This window comes from Reichenbachiella sp. (assembly GCF_965233835.1).
Taxonomy (GTDB): domain Bacteria; phylum Bacteroidota; class Bacteroidia; order Cytophagales; family Cyclobacteriaceae; genus Reichenbachiella.
The window spans coordinates 2,447,402-2,465,401 of record NZ_OZ247585.1 but is presented as its reverse complement, the minus strand read 5'-3'; the positions used below and the strand labels follow the sequence as shown (position 1 = coordinate 2,465,401).

Sequence of the window (18,000 nt, the reverse complement as noted above, 5' to 3'; positions counted from 1 at the left end):
TAGCACAAATTAATTAAGCGAAAATAAAATTTGATATGTACATCAATTGCCAATAGGTCGAACTAAATTAACTTAATAAATTGAATTCAGTTTGAATAAACAGTTAGGCTTTTGACATGGAAAAAATGACTATAGGAAGAGCGGATAAAATAGATCTTCCGGAATTTGCATTGGAGAATATCAAAGCAAAAATTGATACAGGTGCCAACCGTTCTTCTATTCACTGTTCCAAAATTGAACATAGAGACTTTGAAGGGGTAGACAGCATCATTTTCAGCATTCCTCTAGCGAGCAATGGAGAGGAAAATTCTTTCCATAGCTCAGATTTTTTCAAGAAAAAAATTAAAAGTTCGTCTGGGCATGTCGAAGAACGTTATATTATAAAGACAACTGTAGTGCTATTCGGTAAGCGCTTTAAGACATCTTTTTCATTAACCGATCGAACGGACATGAAGTATCCGATACTACTAGGCAGAAAGCTCTTGGCAGGACATTTCATTGTTGATGTTCAAGAAAAAGATTTATCATATAATTTAAAAATCCAATAAAATGAAAATAGCCGTATTATCCAGAAATCCGAATTTGTATTCAACGAAAAGATTGCTGGAAGCGATAGAGCAACGAGGGCATGAAGGGCTAATTATTGACCATTTGAAATGTGATATTATCATTGACGACGAAGGGCCATCCTTATATTACCAAGGAGAAAAACTAAAAGACATTGATGCTGTCATTCCAAGAATTGGAGCCTCAGTGACTTTTTATGGCACAGCAGTCGTCCGTCAATTTGAAATGATGAAAGTCTTTTCGGCTGTCAGTTCGTTGGCCATTACCAGATCTAGAGATAAGCTCAGAAGCCTGCAAATTTTATCCAGATCAGGCGTAAGCATGCCAAAGACTGCATTTACCAATTTTTCTAAAGAAGAAAACAATACGCTTGAGTTAGTCGGAAATGCTCCTGTAGTTATTAAACTCCTAGAAGGCACACAAGGATTAGGGGTTGTTTTGGCAGAGTCTAAGAAAGCCGCCAAGTCTGTTGTTGAAGCTTTCGAAGGTCTCAAGGCCAGGGTAATTTTACAAGAATTCATCGAAGAGTCTGGAGGCGCAGACATTAGGGCTTTCGTTGTCAATGGTGAAGTTGTCGGAGCGATGAAGCGTCAAGGTAAAGAGGGAGAATTTCGTTCCAACCTCCATCGTGGTGGTAGCGCCAATATTATCAAACTAAAACGAGCTGAAAAGTCAGCTGCGCTTAAAGCCGCTGAAGCCATGGGACTCAAAATAGCTGGAGTTGATATGCTACAATCAAAAAGAGGCCCACTCATTCTGGAAGTCAACTCATCGCCTGGGTTAGAAGGCATTGAAAAAGCTACAGGTGTAGATATAGCAGGAAAAATTGTTGAGTATATTGAAATCAATAGTCAGAAGAAAAGAAAAAAAGTAGATGCCTAAAAGATGAGTCTACAGGAAATAAAAATTGCTGGTATAGCCATTGCCCCTGGGGAAGAAAAGCAAATCGATGCGCAAATCGCCAAACTACCGAGTCGTACCTCTATTGATATTCCAATCATCATAAGTCGAGCTAAAAAGCCAGGGCCGACCTTGTTGATAACTGGAGGTATGCATGGCGATGAGATCAATGGTATCGAAATCGTAAGGCGAATTATTTCTAACAAATTTCATAAGCCGCTTATCGGTACTGTTATATGTATTCCCATACTCAACGTTTATGGTTTCATCAATTTCTCCAGGCAAACAGCCGATGGAGGAAAAGACATAAATAGAAGTTTTCCAGGAACACGCCATGGGTCTTTGGCCAGTCAACTGGCGTATAGATTGACACAGGACATTTTACCATTGATAGATTACGGCATAGACTATCATACTGGAGGTGCTCGGATCAATAACTACCCACAGATTAGGGCCCAAATGGATGATGCAAAAAACCTGGAGCTTGCAAAAGCTTTCTCACCAAAATTCATGATCCACTCCCCTTTCAGGGAAAAATCCTTCAGAAAAGAAGCTGCCAAGAAGGATAAATCTATATTAGTGTTTGAAGGCGGGGAGTCTCTAAGATTGAGAAAGCATGCGATCGACGAAGGCGTAAACGGATTCTTGCGAGTCATGAAACATTTGAATATGAGGGAAGAGGCTCCAGTAGCCAATAGCGAACCGCTGTACATAAAAAAATCTTCCTGGATCAGGGCAAAATCAGCCGGCATCTATCACTCCTATTGTCGCACAGGAGAATTTGTAGAGAAGGGTACTGTAATAGGGCTAATCACAGGCCCGTACGGTGAATTCGAACATAAAATGAAAGCACCGAGCTCAGGATATGCCATCGCTATTAATAATGTACCAGTGGTCAATCGTGGAGATGCGTTGATTCATATTGGCTTCGTAGGATAAAAAGAAAGCCGCGCCCTCCGGCACGGCTTAAAACTCAACTTGAAATCAATGCTTATTCTTCTCTGAGAGACTTCACAGGATTTAGTCGGGCAGCCTTCCAGGATTGAAATCCCATAGTTAGCCATGCGATAGCAAATGCTAAAATTCCAATCCCAATGAAGGTCACGGCCTTAATTTCTGTCCTGTAGGCAAAGTCCTCCAACCAATATCCCATGGCGAAATAGGCGGCTGGAACGGCCAATACAAAAGCCACTGCTACGAGTTTGATAAAACTCTTCGATAACATAAAAACTATTCCAGAGATAGAAGCACCCAACGCCTTGCGGATACCTATTTCTTTGGTTTTCTGTTCGGCAGTAAAGGATGCCAAACCAAACAATCCCAGACAAGCTATCAATATTCCGAGTATGGCAAACACCGTAAAAATCTGTCCTATTTTTTGTTCGGCTTCATACATACTATCAAATTTTTGATCCATGAAGCTATAGGTAAAAGGCTGTCCCGGTGAAATATCCGACCACGTTTGCTCTATATCTGAAATGGTTTGCTGAATATTATCAGTATTGACTTTGAATATGGCAAATCCGGTACTTCTACCTAGTGAGAAAATCAACGGAGTTATATTATCTCTTAGCGATTTGTAATGAAAGTCCTCCATTACGCCGATAATTTTTAGTGCTATGACCTCAGGCTCTTCCTGGCTGCCTCCATAGGTGTATATCTTATCTCCGATCGGGTTTTCATAACCGAACATTTTAACGGCAGCCTTATTGATCACAACCGCATTACTGTCAGACAGAAATTCTCGAGAGAAAAATCTACCTTCCGACATTTCAATACCTAAGGTTTCTAAAAAGTCATGATCCACTCGAGCTTTATTGGTAACTAAACTTTGATCTGATTCTCCAGACGGACTTTTGAAAAACAAGTCACTGTTATCATTCCCTCCTACCGGAGTAAAGCTGGCTACCGTCGCATTTTCTACATTAATATTCCTCTTGACCTCGGTCTTGAAAGTTTCCACTTTCTGATCCAATATCCAGGCATCTTCAACCATAAGAATCTGATCCTTATTAAACCCCAGCTTTTTGTTCTGAATAAACGAAAGTTGGTCAAAGACCACGGCCGTCCCAATCATGAGGACAATAGATATACTAAACTGAAAAACTACTAAGAGGCTCCTTAGTGCTCCACTCTTCATTCCTAATTTCACTTTTCCTTTCAGCACCTCTGCTGGCTGAAACCTCGACAAATAGAATGCCGGATAGCTTCCTGCAAATAATCCTACAATTAGCATAATTCCAACCATCAGCAAGACGTACGTACCATTGAAAAGCTGAGCTATCGCGAGTTCTTTAGACGCCAGCTCGTTGAACGATGGCAAGAATACCATGGTCAGTAGATAGGCTATTAGAAATGAGAAAAAGCTTATAACAAGTGCCTCTGCAATAAACTGAGAAACCAATTGATTTTTGAGTGCTCCCATTACCTTTCTTACTCCTACTTCCTTCGCCCTACTCGCTGACCTTGCCGTAGCCAAATTCATGAAATTAATACATGCCAAAAGCAGAATAAAAATGGCTACAGCTGAAAAAATATAGATGTAGCTGATATCGCTATTTGGAGCCAGGTCTCCATCCTTATCCGAATGAAGATGAATCATTTCCATAGGAAACAGCGAAAAACCGACATTATTACCAGCTTCCTTAAATTCTGCGAGAGACTGCCCGAAAAACTTCTGAATTAATGGACCTATATACTTCTCAATCAACTCAGGGAAATTTTTCTCCAGTTGTTCCGAATCAATCCCCTCCTGAAATTTGATATAAGTATTAAAGGCGGTATTAACCCAATTTGTGCTTTTGGCTCTTCCAGGAAAACTAGCTACCGAAAGGATGATATTCTGGCGAAAATGAGAGTTTTTGGGTAAGTCTTCGTACACACCAGTTACTTCATAATCTGTGGTATTATCCAAAACAAGCGTTCTGCCCACGGGGTTGTTATCCCCAAACATTTTCTTAGCAGTCGTCTGATCCATCACCAGTGTATTGGGCCTTACCAATGCAGTTTTGGGATCACCATGAATCATCGGCACACTAAAGAAGGAGAAGAAGTTTGAATCTGCCATAAGTACATGTTCTTCCTTAAAGGTTTTTTCGAAACCCTTTTCCTTTATGAACCAATTGCCAGTAGCCGAAATACGAATGGCGTCCTTAACAATCGGATAGTCATTCAGTAAAGCTTGCGCAGCCGGAGCCCCTACCTTAGCAGAAACATGATCTGAGCCGTTGAGCTTAGCGGCAAAATCCATCCGGTAGATATTAGCCGAACCTTCATGGAATTTATCATAAGACAACTCATCAATCACAAAAAGTGAGATGACCATAAAGCAGGATAAACCAATGGATAGACCGAGTATATTGAGTAAAGAATAAAACTTATGTTTTAATAAGTTTCTAAATGCAATGTTGACAAAGTTTTTGAGCATGACCTTTGAGTTTTGAGTTCATAATACACCCAAGATGCAATTCCCCAAAAAAGGGTTGCATCAGGATTATTATTTCCCATAAGACTACATCACCGACGTTGCAGTTACATCCAAAGCCTAGTTATTTAATTTCAACATATCATCTCCATCACTTCCATTAATAACTGTTAAATCAATAACGTCCATTATTTCGGGAGTCAGGCCCAAATCATATTGACTCAAGTCAAAATATAAAGTTGAAGACAAATAAGCTTCACATGCATCGTTATTACTCTCATGATTTAAAATCACAGTGTACCTGGGCGGGTAAATCATGGTAATAACTTCAGGCCAAATCAATTCAAAGTCGTGTTCTTCACAGCCACCGCTATAAGCCACATCTATCATCAACATCGTACTGTCATTTCTCAATCCGTTGAGTTGAAATGGATCAGAGTTAGAGTGGTCTGTTTGCAACTGAGACCAAGCCTGGTCAAACCTCTGTTGATCTATAGTCAGCTGTTGCGTTGACAAGTTTTGACTAAGAGCCTTTTTTGAAGCCTCATCTTCACAAGACAACAAAACAGGTAACAGCAAGAAGTAAAAAATTGGATGTATTTTCATAATGTATATTTATTGTTTTTATCAAGGACACTTTACCAAACCAATTGGTTGGAATTTTAATGATTACACTATTGAATCTGTTGCCATAAAAGAATTTGTATTAAGGCCCAAAGAAGGACTGACATTTTGTCGCATTTATTCTATCTTTGCGTTCTCAAAAATTAATAACAGGTGAAAGAGATTATTGGCGACATTGATATTTTGGACAACACACAAGAAAGTTGTGAGGTTGTTAATATTACCAAAGATGAGAATAACATTGGTCAGAAGAAGCTTTATATAGAAAGCTACGGATGCCAAATGAACTTCTCTGATAGTGAAATTGTATCATCTATCTTAAAGAAGGAAGGTTACACCACTACCTCCTCGATAGAAGAGGCAGACGTTACATTCCTCAACACCTGTTCTATTCGAGAAAAAGCAGAGACTACGGTCAGAAATCGACTAAGCGAAATCAACCAATACAAAAAGAAAAATCCTGAGCTTGTGATTGGTGTATTGGGCTGTATGGCAGAAAGACTGAAGTCAAAATTGCTGGAAGAAGAAAAGATTGTGGATTTGGTAGTAGGTCCAGACGCTTACAGAGAGCTACCTAACATGCTGGATGAGGTAAGTACGGGACAAAAAGCTGTCAATACTTTCTTGTCCAGAGAAGAGACTTACGACGACATTACTCCTGTTCGATTAAATTCAAATGGCGTAACGGCCTTCATCTCAATCATGAGAGGTTGTGATAATATGTGCTCATTCTGTGTAGTCCCATTTACTCGTGGACGTGAGAGAAGCAGAGATCCATTCTCTGTGGTGAAAGAAGCTCAAGATTTGTTTGATAAAGGTTATAGAGAGGTCACGTTATTGGGTCAAAATGTGGACTCTTATAAATGGTCAGCTGAACAAAACAATAAAGCTCGACTAGAAAAGATTGATAGCGCAGAGATTGTCAATTTCGCCAATCTACTGGAAATGGTGGCTAAAGTAAGTCCAGAGTTGAGGGTTCGATTTGCTACTTCTCATCCAAAAGACATTACGGATGACGTACTCTACACCATGAAAAAACACGACAATCTGTGCAAGTACATTCACTTCCCTGCCCAGAGTGGAAATTCCAGAATACTGGAAAGAATGAATCGTACCTATGATAGAGATTGGTACATCGGAAAGATTGATCGAATCAAGGAAATTTTGGGTGAAGATTGTGCGATATCTAGTGATATGATTTCGGGCTTCTGCGGAGAAACAGAAGAAGAGCATAAAGATACCTTATCATTGATGGAGTATGTAAAATATGACTACTCCTATATGTTCTTTTACTCCGAGCGTCCTGGCACTCTAGCTGAAAAGAAATATGAAGATGATATCCCGATGGATGTTAAAAAACGAAGATTGACTGAAGTCATAAACCTTCAAAGAGAACTTTCCATCGAAAGAAACAAGAGAACTATTGGTAATACCTATAAAGTTTTAATCGAAGGATTCTCTAAAAGATCAGACAAACAATTGCAAGGCAGAACCACCTGTAATCGTGTAGCTGTATTCGATGCAGGCAATCACAAAAAAGGTGAATACGTTAACGTAAGAGTGAATGAGGTAACTACAGGAACGTTATTAGCCTCGGTGGTCGAAAACTAAACCTACTCCAAGTGAAAGAATCGGAAATCCAATCCATTAAGCAACGCTTTGGTATCATTGGCAATTCGCAATTGCTAAACCAAGCTATTAATGTAGCTGCTCAAGTCGCACCCACCGACATGAGTGTATTAATAACTGGTGAAAGTGGTAGTGGTAAAGAGTCGTTTTCAAAAATCATTCATTCACTCAGCAAGAGAAAGCATGGTCAGTTCATCGCTGTCAACTGCGGAGCTATTCCAGAGGGAACCATCGATTCTGAATTGTTTGGTCATGAAAAAGGGTCTTTTACCGGAGCACACGAAGCCAGAAAAGGTTACTTTGAAGTGACCGATGGTGGTACCATTTTCCTGGATGAAATTGGCGAAATGCCGATGAGCACTCAAGCTAGATTACTTCGTGTACTTGAAAATGGAGAGTTTATAAAAGTAGGCTCCTCAAAGGTTCAAAAAACTAATGTACGCGTTTTAGCAGCAACAAATGTCAATCTGATTACCGCTGTAGAAAACAACAAATTCAGAGAGGACTTATATTATAGATTAAATACAGTTCCCATTTACGTGCCTGCCCTTAGAGAGCGAGGTGCAGATATAGAATTACTGTTCAGAAAATTTGCTTATGATTTTGGTGAGCAATACCATGTAGATCCTATCAAACTAACTGAAGGAGCCAAAGAGGCTTTAATGAGATTCCGATTTCCCGGAAATATTCGTCAACTCAAAAATCTCGCTGAGCAGATATCGGTTCTCGAAATGAACAGAACGCTCGACGAAGAAACACTCAAAAAGTACTTACCTCAAAATACAAGTAACCTTCCCGCACTTCTCGATCGAAAAGCTCAAGGGGAAGGTTCAGGTGACGGATTTACTGAACGAGACATTCTATACAAAATCCTGTTTGACATGAAACAGGATATGAATGAGCTTAAAAAACTTGTGCTGCAAAATGCTGGAGACAGCACAGACCGGGCAGAAATCATGAAGGAGCATGGTAAACTGTTTAGTAATATGGAACTGAAAGATGAGCAGTTTGCTGATTTCAGTGAGGACCCTATCAATTCGCCGGTAATTCTCAGTCAGGATGATTACCAAGATTTTGATACTGATAAGGTAGAAGATATCGCCCATGAAACTGAGCAAGATGATTCGCTTTCTATTGAGAAAAAAGAAAAAGAGCTGATAATCAAGGCATTAAGAAAAAACAGAAATAAAAGAAAGTACGCCGCTCAGGATTTAGGCATTTCTGAGCGAACATTGTATAGAAAAATCAAACACTATGAATTGGAAGACTAGTATATTCATCTTCATGTCTTTTGCCCTTATGAATACTTCTTGCGGAGTATATTCATTTACTGGCGCATCCATTTCACCAACGGTTGAAACTATCTCAATTCAAACTTTTTATAACAATTCTCCCTTAGGACCTTCTAACATGAGTCCTCTCTTTACAGAGAAAATAAAGGACTACTATCTAAGAAATACTAGCCTTACACTAGTCGACGGGGAAGGAGACCTACAACTCGAAGGGAGTATCGACAATTACACCTTGACTCCAGTAGCCGTTTCTGCCAATGAAAACCCAGACCAGGTTGACCTCACAAGCTTGACGCGAATAACAATATATGTTTCTGCTACCTACACCAACCTGGAAGACGACCAATTTGATTTCGATCAAACTTTTTCGTTCTTCAAAGACTTTGATCAAAACAGAGAGGATTTATCAGCCAATGAGGAAGAATATGTGAATGAAATCTTCGACCAAATCATTCTTGATATTTTCAACTCTTCTGTTGCCAATTGGTAAATTTTGTTATCTTTATCGCTTACGCATAACTGAGAGCCATCCTTGAATAAGCTAACACTTCTAGAGTTGATGAAAGCCCCTGAAAATATATCAGAGGCAGATTTTGTAGAACTGGAGACCCTGGTTAAAGCAAATCCATTTTTTCAAAATGGCCACAGTATTGTGGCAAGAGCAAGTAGGAGTCTTAAAAAACCTACTGCCGCAAAAAAGATGAGTACTGCGGCCATCTATGCTACCAACAGGAACATATTCAAGCATTATATTCTCGGGCAGATAAAGTTCACTCAAGCTAAACCTACTACTTCCACCCCAGCTAAACCTGCCGCACCTAAAAAAAGTGCCACGCCTTCAACTGCTGGCACGCCAAGAAAGGCACCTACTCACAACACAGAAGAAGAACAAAGTGCACTAGTAAAAGAAATATATGAAAATCTTGAAAAGTGGAAGGCAAGCCGAGAACACTATCTTGATTATGACAAAAAACATCCGGAGGAAATCGTAATTGAAGATCCTCACACCTCCAAAACTGTTGTAGTAGAAACTGAAACACCTAAGGAAGAGGTTCCTACTTCTCCAAAAGAACCAATTAAAACTCCTGAGGCTTCTTCTCCTGAAGTAATAGAACCTGAAGCCAAAGCTGTTGAAGAGGAGACAAAAGTTGATGAGGTAGAAAAGCTAAAAAGTCAGGTAGCAGAAGAGATAGAAGCCGAAGAAGAGACCCTCTCAAAGGCCTTATCGGAGATCACCGAAAAAAGCAAGAAACAAAAGGATACGCCTGAAATTGAAGAAACTATAGAAGAACCCAAGGTTGAAGAAAAACCAAAAGATTCTATCCCTACCATTTCTTCAGATGAGCTAACAGCTATAGTGGATGCAGAATCATCTTCCGAAGAAGCTCCCGGTACAGAAGAGGCTGAAGAATCCGTTGAAGAGATAGAACAATCTATAAAAACAACTCCTCAACCAATTGAGATCAAAGAAACTGAAGTAGTCGAGAAAATTCAAGAACCAGAATCAACTGAAGAAATCGAAGCCAGTGCAGAACCTACGATTGAGTCAGAAACCCAAGAGGTTGAAAGTCAAACAGAAGATGAACCTCAAGTAAATACAGATGAGGAGATCGAACTAGCTGTCAGTATAGACACTTCTTCAGATAAATCCACAGAAGAGACAGAAGAGGAGCTCGATCAAATCGACAAAGAAATTCAAGAGCTCAAATTGACTCCTGGAAGTTCAAAAACTGGCAAGAAATTCAGACTAGGTGTACTGAAAAGAGGCACCAAATTCACCAAGGAAAGAGTAAAGAAGACTGGAACCAAAGCTTCGACAAAGAAAGCACCTACTACAACGAAAGAAGAGACTAAAGTCACACCTAAAAAAACAACTGCAACTGCGAAAAAGGCGGCAACACCTAAGGTTGAGAAAAAATCAACATCAAAAAGTACTGCTTCAAAAACCACAAAAAAAGCTACTGCCTCCAAAACCGAAACTCAAGCGGTAAAAGAGAAAAAAGAAACCGCTGTAAGTAAAAAGGCTTCTACCAAGAAAGCTGCCACGACCAAAAAGGCAACCACTTCTAAAAAGAAAGAAGCTGAAAAGAAAGCTGCTCCTAAAAAGGCTGCTTCTAAAGCAACAACTACGAAAAAGGCAACTGGCGCTAAGACAGAGTCCAAAGCCAAAAAGGAAACCACCAAGAAAGAAACTGCAAAAAAAGCTTCTCCGAAATTTAGGATGTCAGCAACTTTAGGTGCTAAAACGAAGAAAAAAACCACAACGAAGAAGTCTACAAAAAAAGATGACGATTCTTCGTCAGAAAAAAAAAAACCTAAAGAAGTAAGTGGGTCTGGAAAAAAGGCTAAAAAAAGCACAGACAACCAATCCAATATCATCGACTCCTTTATTGAGTTAAACCCTAGCATTCAAGTATCTAAAGACAAACAACGGGAAGATGGCCCCGTCGAGGATCTTGCGGCTCGCTATGACACCTTCCCTGACCACTTGATCACAGAAAATTTGGCAACAATTTTAGTTAGCCAAGGCAAAGTGGAAAAGGCCATTGATATCTATCAAAAATTAATTTTGAAAAATCCTCAAAAAAAGGCTTACTTTGCGTCTCAAATTGAAAAATTAAATAAGAAATAGATGTTTACTACGATTGTTGTATTGATAGTTTTTGTGGCAGTAGCGCTGGTATTGGTTGTTTTGGCACAAAACTCAAAAGGTGGTGGATTGACAAGCCAATTCGGTGGATCAGGCACTTCTCAGTTGATGGGTGTTAAGAAGACTGGTGATCTACTTGAAAAATTAACCTGGGGTTTAGCTATCGCTTTAATTTCATTGACACTTTCTACTAAATTCTTAATCACTCAATCAAGAGCTGGAGAAGAGTTTGCCAGCCCAAACATTGAAAGTGCTCAAGAAAAAACAATCGCGCCAAACTTAGATTTGAATGTTGAGGAAGGTGATACTGAAGGACTTGACGACGCACTTGAAGTAGAAGGTACTGACAACGAAGAGTAATCTCGAATTACTTTAAAAAATATCAAAGTCCTGAACATTGAGTTTAGGACTTTTTTTATATCCAAAAAAACGTAATCCTGTCAGTGACTCCCCTGCTCGCTTCCACTCCTGTCACTTTTCCTGCAAGATTGACCGACTTTTTGGCAGGTCTTTGAGTTGGCATAAGAAATGCTAATAGGCAGGAAGAAATTTCTTTATTATAGAATCAAATAAAATATATAAGAACATGTCAAAAGTAAGCTTTAAACCAAACGAAGATAGAATTTTGGTTGAACCTGCTGCTGCAGAAGAAAAAACCGCTTCTGGTATTATCATCCCTGATACTGCCAAAGAAAAGCCACAAGAAGGTGTAGTTGTAGCTGTTGGTGAAGGTACATCTGACAAACCAGTGACTGTAAAAGTTGGAGACAAAGTGCTTTACGGCAAATACTCTGGCACTGAGTTGTCATTGGACGGTACCGAGTACCTTATCATGCGCAATTCTGATGTATTCGGAACACTATAATTTCAATTATCCTATTAACTATTTAGCATATAAAGATCATTTAAAATGGCAAAAGACATAGTATTTAATACAGACGCAAGAGAAGGCCTTAAAAAAGGCGTAGATCAATTGGCGGACGCAGTAAAAGTGACTTTAGGTCCAAAAGGAAGAAACGTAATTCTTGACAAAAAATTCGGCGCTCCATCAATCACTAAAGATGGTGTTTCTGTAGCTAAAGAAATTGAATTAAGCGAGCCAATCGAAAACATGGGTGCTCAGCTTGTAAAAGAAGTAGCTTCTAAAACTGCAGACGATGCAGGTGACGGAACTACTACTGCTACAGTACTTACGCAAGCGATCTTCGCCAACGGAATCAAAAACGTAGCTGCTGGTGCCAATCCAATGGATATCAAGAGAGGAATCGACAAAGCTGTATCTGCAGTAGTTGAAAACTTGAAGAAGCAGTCTAAAGAAATCAAAGACTCAAGCGAAGTAGCTCAGGTAGCTACCGTATCAGCCAACAACAACGCTGAAGTAGGTAAGATGATCGCTGACGCCATGGACAAGGTGGGCAAAGACGGTGTAATCACTGTAGAAGAAGCTAAAGGTACTGAGACTGAAGTAAAAACTGTAGAAGGTATGCAGTTTGACAGAGGTTACCTTTCTCCATACTTTGTGACCAACACAGAGAAAATGGAAGCTGAGATGGAAAACCCTTACATTTTGATCTACGACAAGAAGATCTCTACGATGAAGGAATTGCTACCTGTATTGGAAGCTACAGCTCAGACTGGCAAACCATTGGTAATCATCTCTGAAGACGTAGATGGAGAAGCATTGGCTACTTTGGTGGTAAACAAAATCAGAGGGTCTCTGAAAATTGCTGCAGTGAAAGCTCCAGGTTTCGGAGACAGAAGAAAAGCTATGTTGGAAGACATCGCAATCTTAACTGGTGGTACTGTGATCTCTGAAGAAAGAGGATACAAGTTGGAAAATGCTACTTTGGAGTACTTAGGTACTGCTGACAAAGTAAACATCGATAAGGACAATACAGTGATCGTAAATGGCGCTGGCAAGAAAGAAGATATCGATGCTAGAGTAAACAACATCAAGCAGCAAATCGAAAACACAACTTCTGATTACGATAAAGAGAAGTTACAAGAAAGATTAGCTAAGCTTTCTGGTGGTGTGGCTATCCTTTATATCGGGGCAGCTACTGAAGTAGAAATGAAAGAAAAGAAAGATTTGGTTGATGATGCTTTGCACGCGACTAGAGCTGCTGTACAAGAAGGTATTGTAGCCGGTGGTGGTGTTGCACTCATCAGAGCCGTACAATCTTTGGATGGCTTGACACTTGACAACGATGATCAAAACACTGGTGTAGCGATCGTAAAATCTGCTATCGAGGCTCCATTAAGAACTATCGTAGCCAACGCTGGCGGCGAAGGATCTGTGGTAGTGAACAACGTGAAGGAAGGTAAGAAAGACTACGGATACAATGCAGCAAATGACACTTACGGGTCAATGTTTGAAGCAGGTATCATCGATCCTACTAAAGTGACACGTTTGGCCCTTGAAAATGCAGCGTCAATTGCTTCATTGCTATTGACAACTGAAGCGGCTGTATCTGATCAGCCTGAGCCAGAAGGTGCAGCTCCAGCCATGCCTCCAATGGGCGGTGGCGGAATGCCAGGCATGATGTAATCATGAAGCCATAGTCTAAGGACTATTTATCATATATGGAGCCATCTCGATATTTATTGGGATGGCTTTTTCATGTCATAATTTTTATATCTTTAAATATGAAAATTGTAACCTCCCTCCTGGCACTTCTTTTTTTAGCTCATACTACCATAGCTCAGTCCGAAGCAGAAAAAAGCCTACAAAATCAACTAGACTCATTAAATGAATTGGTTGTTTCTCTAGAGACGACAGAACTCATCCAGTCCATGTCTCAACGCTCTATTCTTACTCCCAGATACTTTGCTGACAGAAAATCACTTACCGCTCGACAAGCGTACAATTTTTGGATTAGGAATACGGCCAGTAAATTCATTTCTCACCTTAATGTATACTCTGCCCTTTACAATGCGAATAAATATTATGAATATGACAGCATAGAAAACACCTTTTACAACCACATCCTCGAACATGACGAAATGGTTACTTCGATTGTCTATAGTAAAGAACCCAACATCTTTTACTCCGCCTCCTCTGACGGAAAAATTCTCAAATGGGATGAATCGAACATCAAAAAAGAGCCTGTCCTACTCTATCGTGACAGAGTGCTTTATCGTTCTTTAGATTTAAGTTCAGATGGCCAATGGTTGCTGGCAGTCACCAAAGAAAATGGAGTTTTACTCATCAACACTCAAACCGGTCAATCGCAATCGTCGGAAGTAAATACCTCACAAGTGAGTCGAGACTCAGAAAATGCACAAGCTGCCATTTTTTTACCTGATCAATTGAACTACCTAACGGTCAACAGACAAGGAGAAATTAAAATCAAAGGTTATGAACTAGATTCTATCAAGGGCAAAACCACTTATGAAATCAGGGCATTGGCGGTAGACGCCGAAAAAAGTGAGATTTATGCTGGCACCATCAAAGGAGTTGTGCAAGTGTGGAATGAACGATTCGAAAATGCATATCTCGACATACCAGAAAATTTTGCTGTCAACGTGCTGGCTGTCAGCCCAGACCACAAACTACTAGCTATTGGTAGAGAAAAGGGTGATGCGATCATTTGGCACCTAGAAGAAAAAAGGATTGTTCGAATCATTTCCGGACACCAATCGGCTATCACTGCCATAGATTTCAGTCCTGATACGCAAAGAATTCTAACCGCCAGCCGAGATGGTACGGTAAGAGTATGGGATATATTTGATTCTAAGAAATTCCCAATCGTACTCGACGATCACAACGATTGGGTGATGACCGCATGCTTTGATCAATCCGGCAATAAAATACTTACTGGTTCGAAAGATAAGACTATTAGGATATTTAATCTGGATTTCGAATGGATGGCTGACCGACTTTGCCAATACATCAGTAGAAATATGACATCGGAGGAATGGCATGATTATGTGGGACATAATTTCCCTTATGAGGATACATGCCCAAACCTTTTGGAGAAAAACTAGAAGAATCTTGATGTTGTTCTTTAACTGAATTTTTTTTGCTTTCAAAATTTTATAAACATCATTGAACTTTCCCTTTTGAATTCACATCTTTGTGCCCATTCATTTAGAAAAAATACACCATGGAAATTAAAGCTAAACTGCTAGAAAAATATGAAACTGCTTCCTTTGGAGCCAGTGGTTTCAAAAAGAGAGAATTTGTTGTTGAGTATGCAGAAAATCCGCAGTATCCGGAGTTTATCAAATTCGAATTGATTCAGGATAAATGTGAACAGCTTGATGGATTTAATATTGGTCAGGAAATGAACATAGCCTTTAACTTGAAAGGCAGAAAGTGGACCAATCCTAAAGGAGAAGTCGTTTATTTTAACTCTTTGCAAGCATGGAGAATTAGTGCAGCGAATGATGTAAGTGCAGCTCCAGCCCAGGGCCAAACGGATGAAGCTGGCGCCAACCTTACTGAACCAGAATGGCTGAATTCAGATAACAGTGGAGAAGCTGACGACTTACCTTTTTAATAGAATACCAAAACAGAGAAAGGCTCTTTGATAAAAATCAAAGAGCCTTTTTTTATGGTTCTACTCAGTCCGAAGTTGACTTACTGCATTCATCCTCGCCGTCACAATTACTTTGTATCCAATAGATATTGCAGCTGACAATAAAATGATCACAACAGAAAAGGCATAGTTTAAGAAATCAATTTCAATATGGTAAGCATAAATAATACTCAAAAGCATATTGATAAAATAAGTACCCATGATCAACCCCATGACAATCGACACAATCATCATCCAGCCCACCTCTCTCAATAGCAGGTTAATCACATGTCCAAACGAAGCTCCTAAGGTTTTTCTGATGCCTATTTCCTTGATTCGGCGCTGTATGGTTAAAGAAATCAAGGCATAAAGTCCCAGTATTGATATAAGAATAGAAACAATCGCAATAAATACATTAATTCTTATCATTATCAAGTTGGTTTTGTTTTCACTTTCAAAAACCTTTTCCTGATAAAATCCACCATATAATTGATCTGGATAGAGGTCATACCATATTTTTTCAAGTCGCTGCTGATCCTGAATTATTTTTAATTCCTCAGATTTCACTACCAAATATTCGTTAAGTGAATCCGGTGCAAAAAAGAACATGGTCGGCTTTATTTTATTGGTCAGCATGATGTTTTGCAAATTGAAATCTTGGGTAACTCCCTGCACCCGGTATTTCTTGCCAAGAACCGTTATCGAACCATCCATCATATCTACACCCATTTGTTTATTAAACATCTGATTTACAATAATGGTATGTTCATAAGATGATCGATTATCACTAAAATCATTACCGGCTATAAATTCAACTCCCAGGGAGCTCAAATAGGCTGCCCCTACGTGCAATTTTCCAACAGTGTGCTCTACCCCCTCGTATTCAATAGCTATCTCCTGATTTGAGAATCCCACCAATTGCTCTGTTCCCATAACAACATCGAATCCTGCGGTTTGAGTAATTAGGTTTTTCAACTGCTCAAACTGATCTGGCTGAATAGGTATATTGATGAACTTACGGACTTCATACCCTCGGTCTAGAGATTCCTGGTAGTAAGCATTTTCCACAAAAACACCGAGGGCAAAAAGATTGTATACACATACGGAAAACTGAATGGCAAGCAGACATTTGGTCAGCAGATTATTCCCTTTGATTTTGACCTTATTCTTTAATATATCTAGTGATGGGAATTTACTTATATAAAAAGCAGGATAGGTACCAGAAAGTAGAATAGTCAACAAACAAACCCCGATGGAGAAAACAAGGTACGGCTTTAAATAGGCTGGTTGAAATTCCACTAGATCAAAATTGAACATAGCATTATAAGGACTGATAAGTAACTTACTAATGATCAGTGAGATGAAAAATGCGACAATTACCTGTATTCCACTTTCTATCATAAACTGGATAACTATATCAATTTTCTTCCCACCAATAACCTTACGCATGCTAATTTCCTTCAGCCTACTCCCTGAAGTTGCAATAGTGGTATTAAAGAAATTGAAACAGGCCAAAAGAAGTATGGCCAAAGCAGAACTAATAGTTCCAATCACGGAAGCCGGATGTAATACTCCTCCAAAAGCTCTGCCATGCAGTTCCTTTTCAAAGTGCGGCCACTCAGCAATGGGGTCTAACCGATAAGCTGCAATTTTCAATTCAGGGTTTTGTGCATTTTGAACTGGAATAAATTGCTGTATCAGAGACTCTACAGACTGCAAATTCTCCTTTTTTACTTTTATAAATGTCCCACTAACCCAAGAACTCCAATCATTGAATTCGATCCGGTTCATATCTAAATGATGCCCGATGGGCAATAACACGGAAAATTTGAAACTAGTATTCTCATTCGGTGTCCGAATCACATTTCCCACCTGAAAGGAACGTTCTTCACCATTGCTGAACAATACTGATACTAATTTCCCCCTCGTGTCTTCATTGCCAAACAGTCTATGAGCCACTTCCTCGGTTAAGATAATCTCATCTTTTTCCAGCTCTAATGTTCCTAGATCTAAACGAATGATGTCCAAAAATGCTGGATCAACAAAACCTACTGACTCTTTGAATAATACATCCTCATTTTTTAAGCTTACAACGTCAGCATGATATCTTCCTATTTCTAGTTCTGGAGATTCAGTCAACATCCCTTCCAGAAGAGCTACAGGACTGATACCTACATCCTTGGATGAAGTAGCAGATTGTTGTTCAGCATTAACCTTATAAACCAAATCAAAATCTTCAAAAGATTGATTATAAGTTTTGTTGTACATGTAATTAAAGAAGGCAATTGTACAAAGCGCAAATGCCATGGCCATACTGAGCAAATTAATAAGTACGTAGAATTTCTCCTTATTCAAAGAACGTACTGAGGTGAGTAAGTAATTCTTCCACATAAT

Annotated in this window: 15 protein-coding genes; 12 read left to right on the top strand and 3 right to left on the bottom strand. The window is 39.4% G+C overall.

The features are described from left to right. Positions 1–125 precede the first annotated feature (125 nt). The 3 genes from ACO6S2_RS10500 to ACO6S2_RS10490 are packed head-to-tail and all read left to right on the top strand — an operon-like array spanning position 126 to position 2,406. The gene (locus ACO6S2_RS10500) at positions 126–548 is read left to right on the top strand and encodes an ATP-dependent zinc protease (protein WP_422358502.1); all 423 of its coding nucleotides are present in this window, start codon (positions 126–128) and stop codon (positions 546–548) included. Between the two features lies 1 nt (position 549). Continuing rightward, entirely contained in the window at positions 550–1,449 is a 900-nt protein-coding gene (gene rimK, locus ACO6S2_RS10495) for a 30S ribosomal protein S6--L-glutamate ligase (protein ID WP_422358501.1), read from the top strand. A gap of 3 nt (positions 1,450–1,452) precedes the next feature. After that, positions 1,453–2,406, top strand: coding sequence for a succinylglutamate desuccinylase/aspartoacylase family protein (locus ACO6S2_RS10490; protein WP_422358500.1), 954 nt, complete (start codon positions 1,453–1,455; stop codon positions 2,404–2,406). 52 nt (positions 2,407–2,458) lie between these two features. Here the strand turns inward: ACO6S2_RS10490 and ACO6S2_RS10485 are convergent, their stop codons facing one another. Beyond that, positions 2,459–4,894 carry an ABC transporter permease gene (locus ACO6S2_RS10485; protein ID WP_422358499.1) on the bottom strand — a complete coding sequence of 812 codons (2,436 nt, stop codon included), beginning with the start codon at positions 4,892–4,894 and terminating at the stop codon, positions 2,459–2,461. 117 nt (positions 4,895–5,011) lie between these two features. Continuing rightward, positions 5,012–5,497, bottom strand: coding sequence for a hypothetical protein (locus ACO6S2_RS10480; protein ID WP_422358498.1), 486 nt, complete (start codon positions 5,495–5,497; stop codon positions 5,012–5,014). Between the two features lie 171 nt (positions 5,498–5,668). On the opposite strand from ACO6S2_RS10480, the gene miaB reads away from it, so the two are divergent. The 9 genes from miaB to ACO6S2_RS10435 all read left to right on the top strand — a co-directional run bounded on the left by miaB (position 5,669) and on the right by ACO6S2_RS10435 (position 15,588). Beyond that, complete coding sequence (gene miaB, locus ACO6S2_RS10475) at positions 5,669–7,126, top strand: tRNA (N6-isopentenyl adenosine(37)-C2)-methylthiotransferase MiaB (protein ID WP_422358497.1); 1,458 nt, start codon at positions 5,669–5,671, stop codon at positions 7,124–7,126. An 11-nt stretch (positions 7,127–7,137) separates the two neighbouring features. Beyond that, complete coding sequence (locus tag ACO6S2_RS10470) at positions 7,138–8,415, top strand: sigma 54-interacting transcriptional regulator (RefSeq protein ID WP_422358496.1); 1,278 nt, start codon at positions 7,138–7,140, stop codon at positions 8,413–8,415. Next, positions 8,399–8,926, top strand: coding sequence for an LPS assembly lipoprotein LptE (gene lptE / locus ACO6S2_RS10465; RefSeq protein WP_422358495.1), 528 nt, complete (start codon positions 8,399–8,401; stop codon positions 8,924–8,926). The genes ACO6S2_RS10470 and lptE overlap by 17 nt, the downstream gene beginning before the upstream one ends. 69 nt (positions 8,927–8,995) lie before the next feature. Then, positions 8,996–11,068 (top strand): hypothetical protein, encoded by a 2,073-nt coding sequence (locus tag ACO6S2_RS10460; RefSeq protein WP_422358494.1) that lies wholly within the window; start codon positions 8,996–8,998, stop codon positions 11,066–11,068. Beyond that, positions 11,069–11,446, top strand: a complete 378-nt coding sequence (gene secG, locus ACO6S2_RS10455; RefSeq protein ID WP_422358493.1) for a preprotein translocase subunit SecG — start codon at positions 11,069–11,071, stop codon at positions 11,444–11,446. Positions 11,447–11,672: 226 nt separating this feature from the next. Continuing rightward, positions 11,673–11,951: a co-chaperone GroES gene (locus tag ACO6S2_RS10450; protein ID WP_422358492.1), complete on the top strand. Its 279-nt coding sequence runs from the start codon at positions 11,673–11,675 to the stop codon at positions 11,949–11,951. 45 nt (positions 11,952–11,996) lie between these two features. After that, positions 11,997–13,634, top strand: a complete 1,638-nt coding sequence (gene groL / locus ACO6S2_RS10445; RefSeq protein ID WP_422358491.1) for a chaperonin GroEL — start codon at positions 11,997–11,999, stop codon at positions 13,632–13,634. A 98-nt stretch (positions 13,635–13,732) separates the two neighbouring features. Further along, positions 13,733–15,073 carry a WD40 repeat domain-containing protein gene (locus tag ACO6S2_RS10440; RefSeq protein WP_422358490.1) on the top strand — a complete coding sequence of 447 codons (1,341 nt, stop codon included), beginning with the start codon at positions 13,733–13,735 and terminating at the stop codon, positions 15,071–15,073. A 119-nt stretch (positions 15,074–15,192) separates the two neighbouring features. Next, the gene (locus ACO6S2_RS10435; RefSeq protein ID WP_422358489.1) at positions 15,193–15,588 is read left to right on the top strand and encodes a DUF3127 domain-containing protein; all 396 of its coding nucleotides are present in this window, start codon (positions 15,193–15,195) and stop codon (positions 15,586–15,588) included. A gap of 60 nt (positions 15,589–15,648) precedes the next feature. On the opposite strand, the gene ACO6S2_RS10430 is transcribed toward ACO6S2_RS10435, so the two are convergent. Further along, positions 15,649–17,997 carry an ABC transporter permease gene (locus ACO6S2_RS10430; protein WP_422358488.1) on the bottom strand — a complete coding sequence of 783 codons (2,349 nt, stop codon included), beginning with the start codon at positions 17,995–17,997 and terminating at the stop codon, positions 15,649–15,651. Positions 17,998–18,000 lie beyond the last annotated feature (3 nt).

Excerpts from the sequence above, each read along its gene's own strand:
- ACO6S2_RS10500 (WP_422358502.1), top strand. The coding sequence starts at position 126 with ATGACTATAGGAAGAGCGGATAAAATAGATCTTCCGGAATTTGCATTG.
- rimK (WP_422358501.1), top strand. The coding sequence starts at position 550 with ATGAAAATAGCCGTATTATCCAGAAATCCGAATTTGTATTCAACGAAA.
- ACO6S2_RS10490 (WP_422358500.1), top strand. The coding sequence starts at position 1,453 with ATGAGTCTACAGGAAATAAAAATTGCTGGTATAGCCATTGCCCCTGGG.
- ACO6S2_RS10485 (WP_422358499.1), bottom strand. The coding sequence starts at position 4,894 with ATGCTCAAAAACTTTGTCAACATTGCATTTAGAAACTTATTAAAACAT.
- ACO6S2_RS10480 (WP_422358498.1), bottom strand. The coding sequence starts at position 5,497 with ATGAAAATACATCCAATTTTTTACTTCTTGCTGTTACCTGTTTTGTTG.
- lptE (WP_422358495.1), top strand. The coding sequence starts at position 8,399 with ATGAATTGGAAGACTAGTATATTCATCTTCATGTCTTTTGCCCTTATG.
- ACO6S2_RS10460 (WP_422358494.1), top strand. The coding sequence starts at position 8,996 with ATGAAAGCCCCTGAAAATATATCAGAGGCAGATTTTGTAGAACTGGAG.
- secG (WP_422358493.1), top strand. The coding sequence starts at position 11,069 with ATGTTTACTACGATTGTTGTATTGATAGTTTTTGTGGCAGTAGCGCTG.
- ACO6S2_RS10450 (WP_422358492.1), top strand. The coding sequence starts at position 11,673 with ATGTCAAAAGTAAGCTTTAAACCAAACGAAGATAGAATTTTGGTTGAA.
- groL (WP_422358491.1), top strand. The coding sequence starts at position 11,997 with ATGGCAAAAGACATAGTATTTAATACAGACGCAAGAGAAGGCCTTAAA.
- ACO6S2_RS10440 (WP_422358490.1), top strand. The coding sequence starts at position 13,733 with ATGAAAATTGTAACCTCCCTCCTGGCACTTCTTTTTTTAGCTCATACT.
- ACO6S2_RS10435 (WP_422358489.1), top strand. The coding sequence starts at position 15,193 with ATGGAAATTAAAGCTAAACTGCTAGAAAAATATGAAACTGCTTCCTTT.
- ACO6S2_RS10430 (WP_422358488.1), bottom strand. The coding sequence starts at position 17,997 with ATGTGGAAGAATTACTTACTCACCTCAGTACGTTCTTTGAATAAGGAG.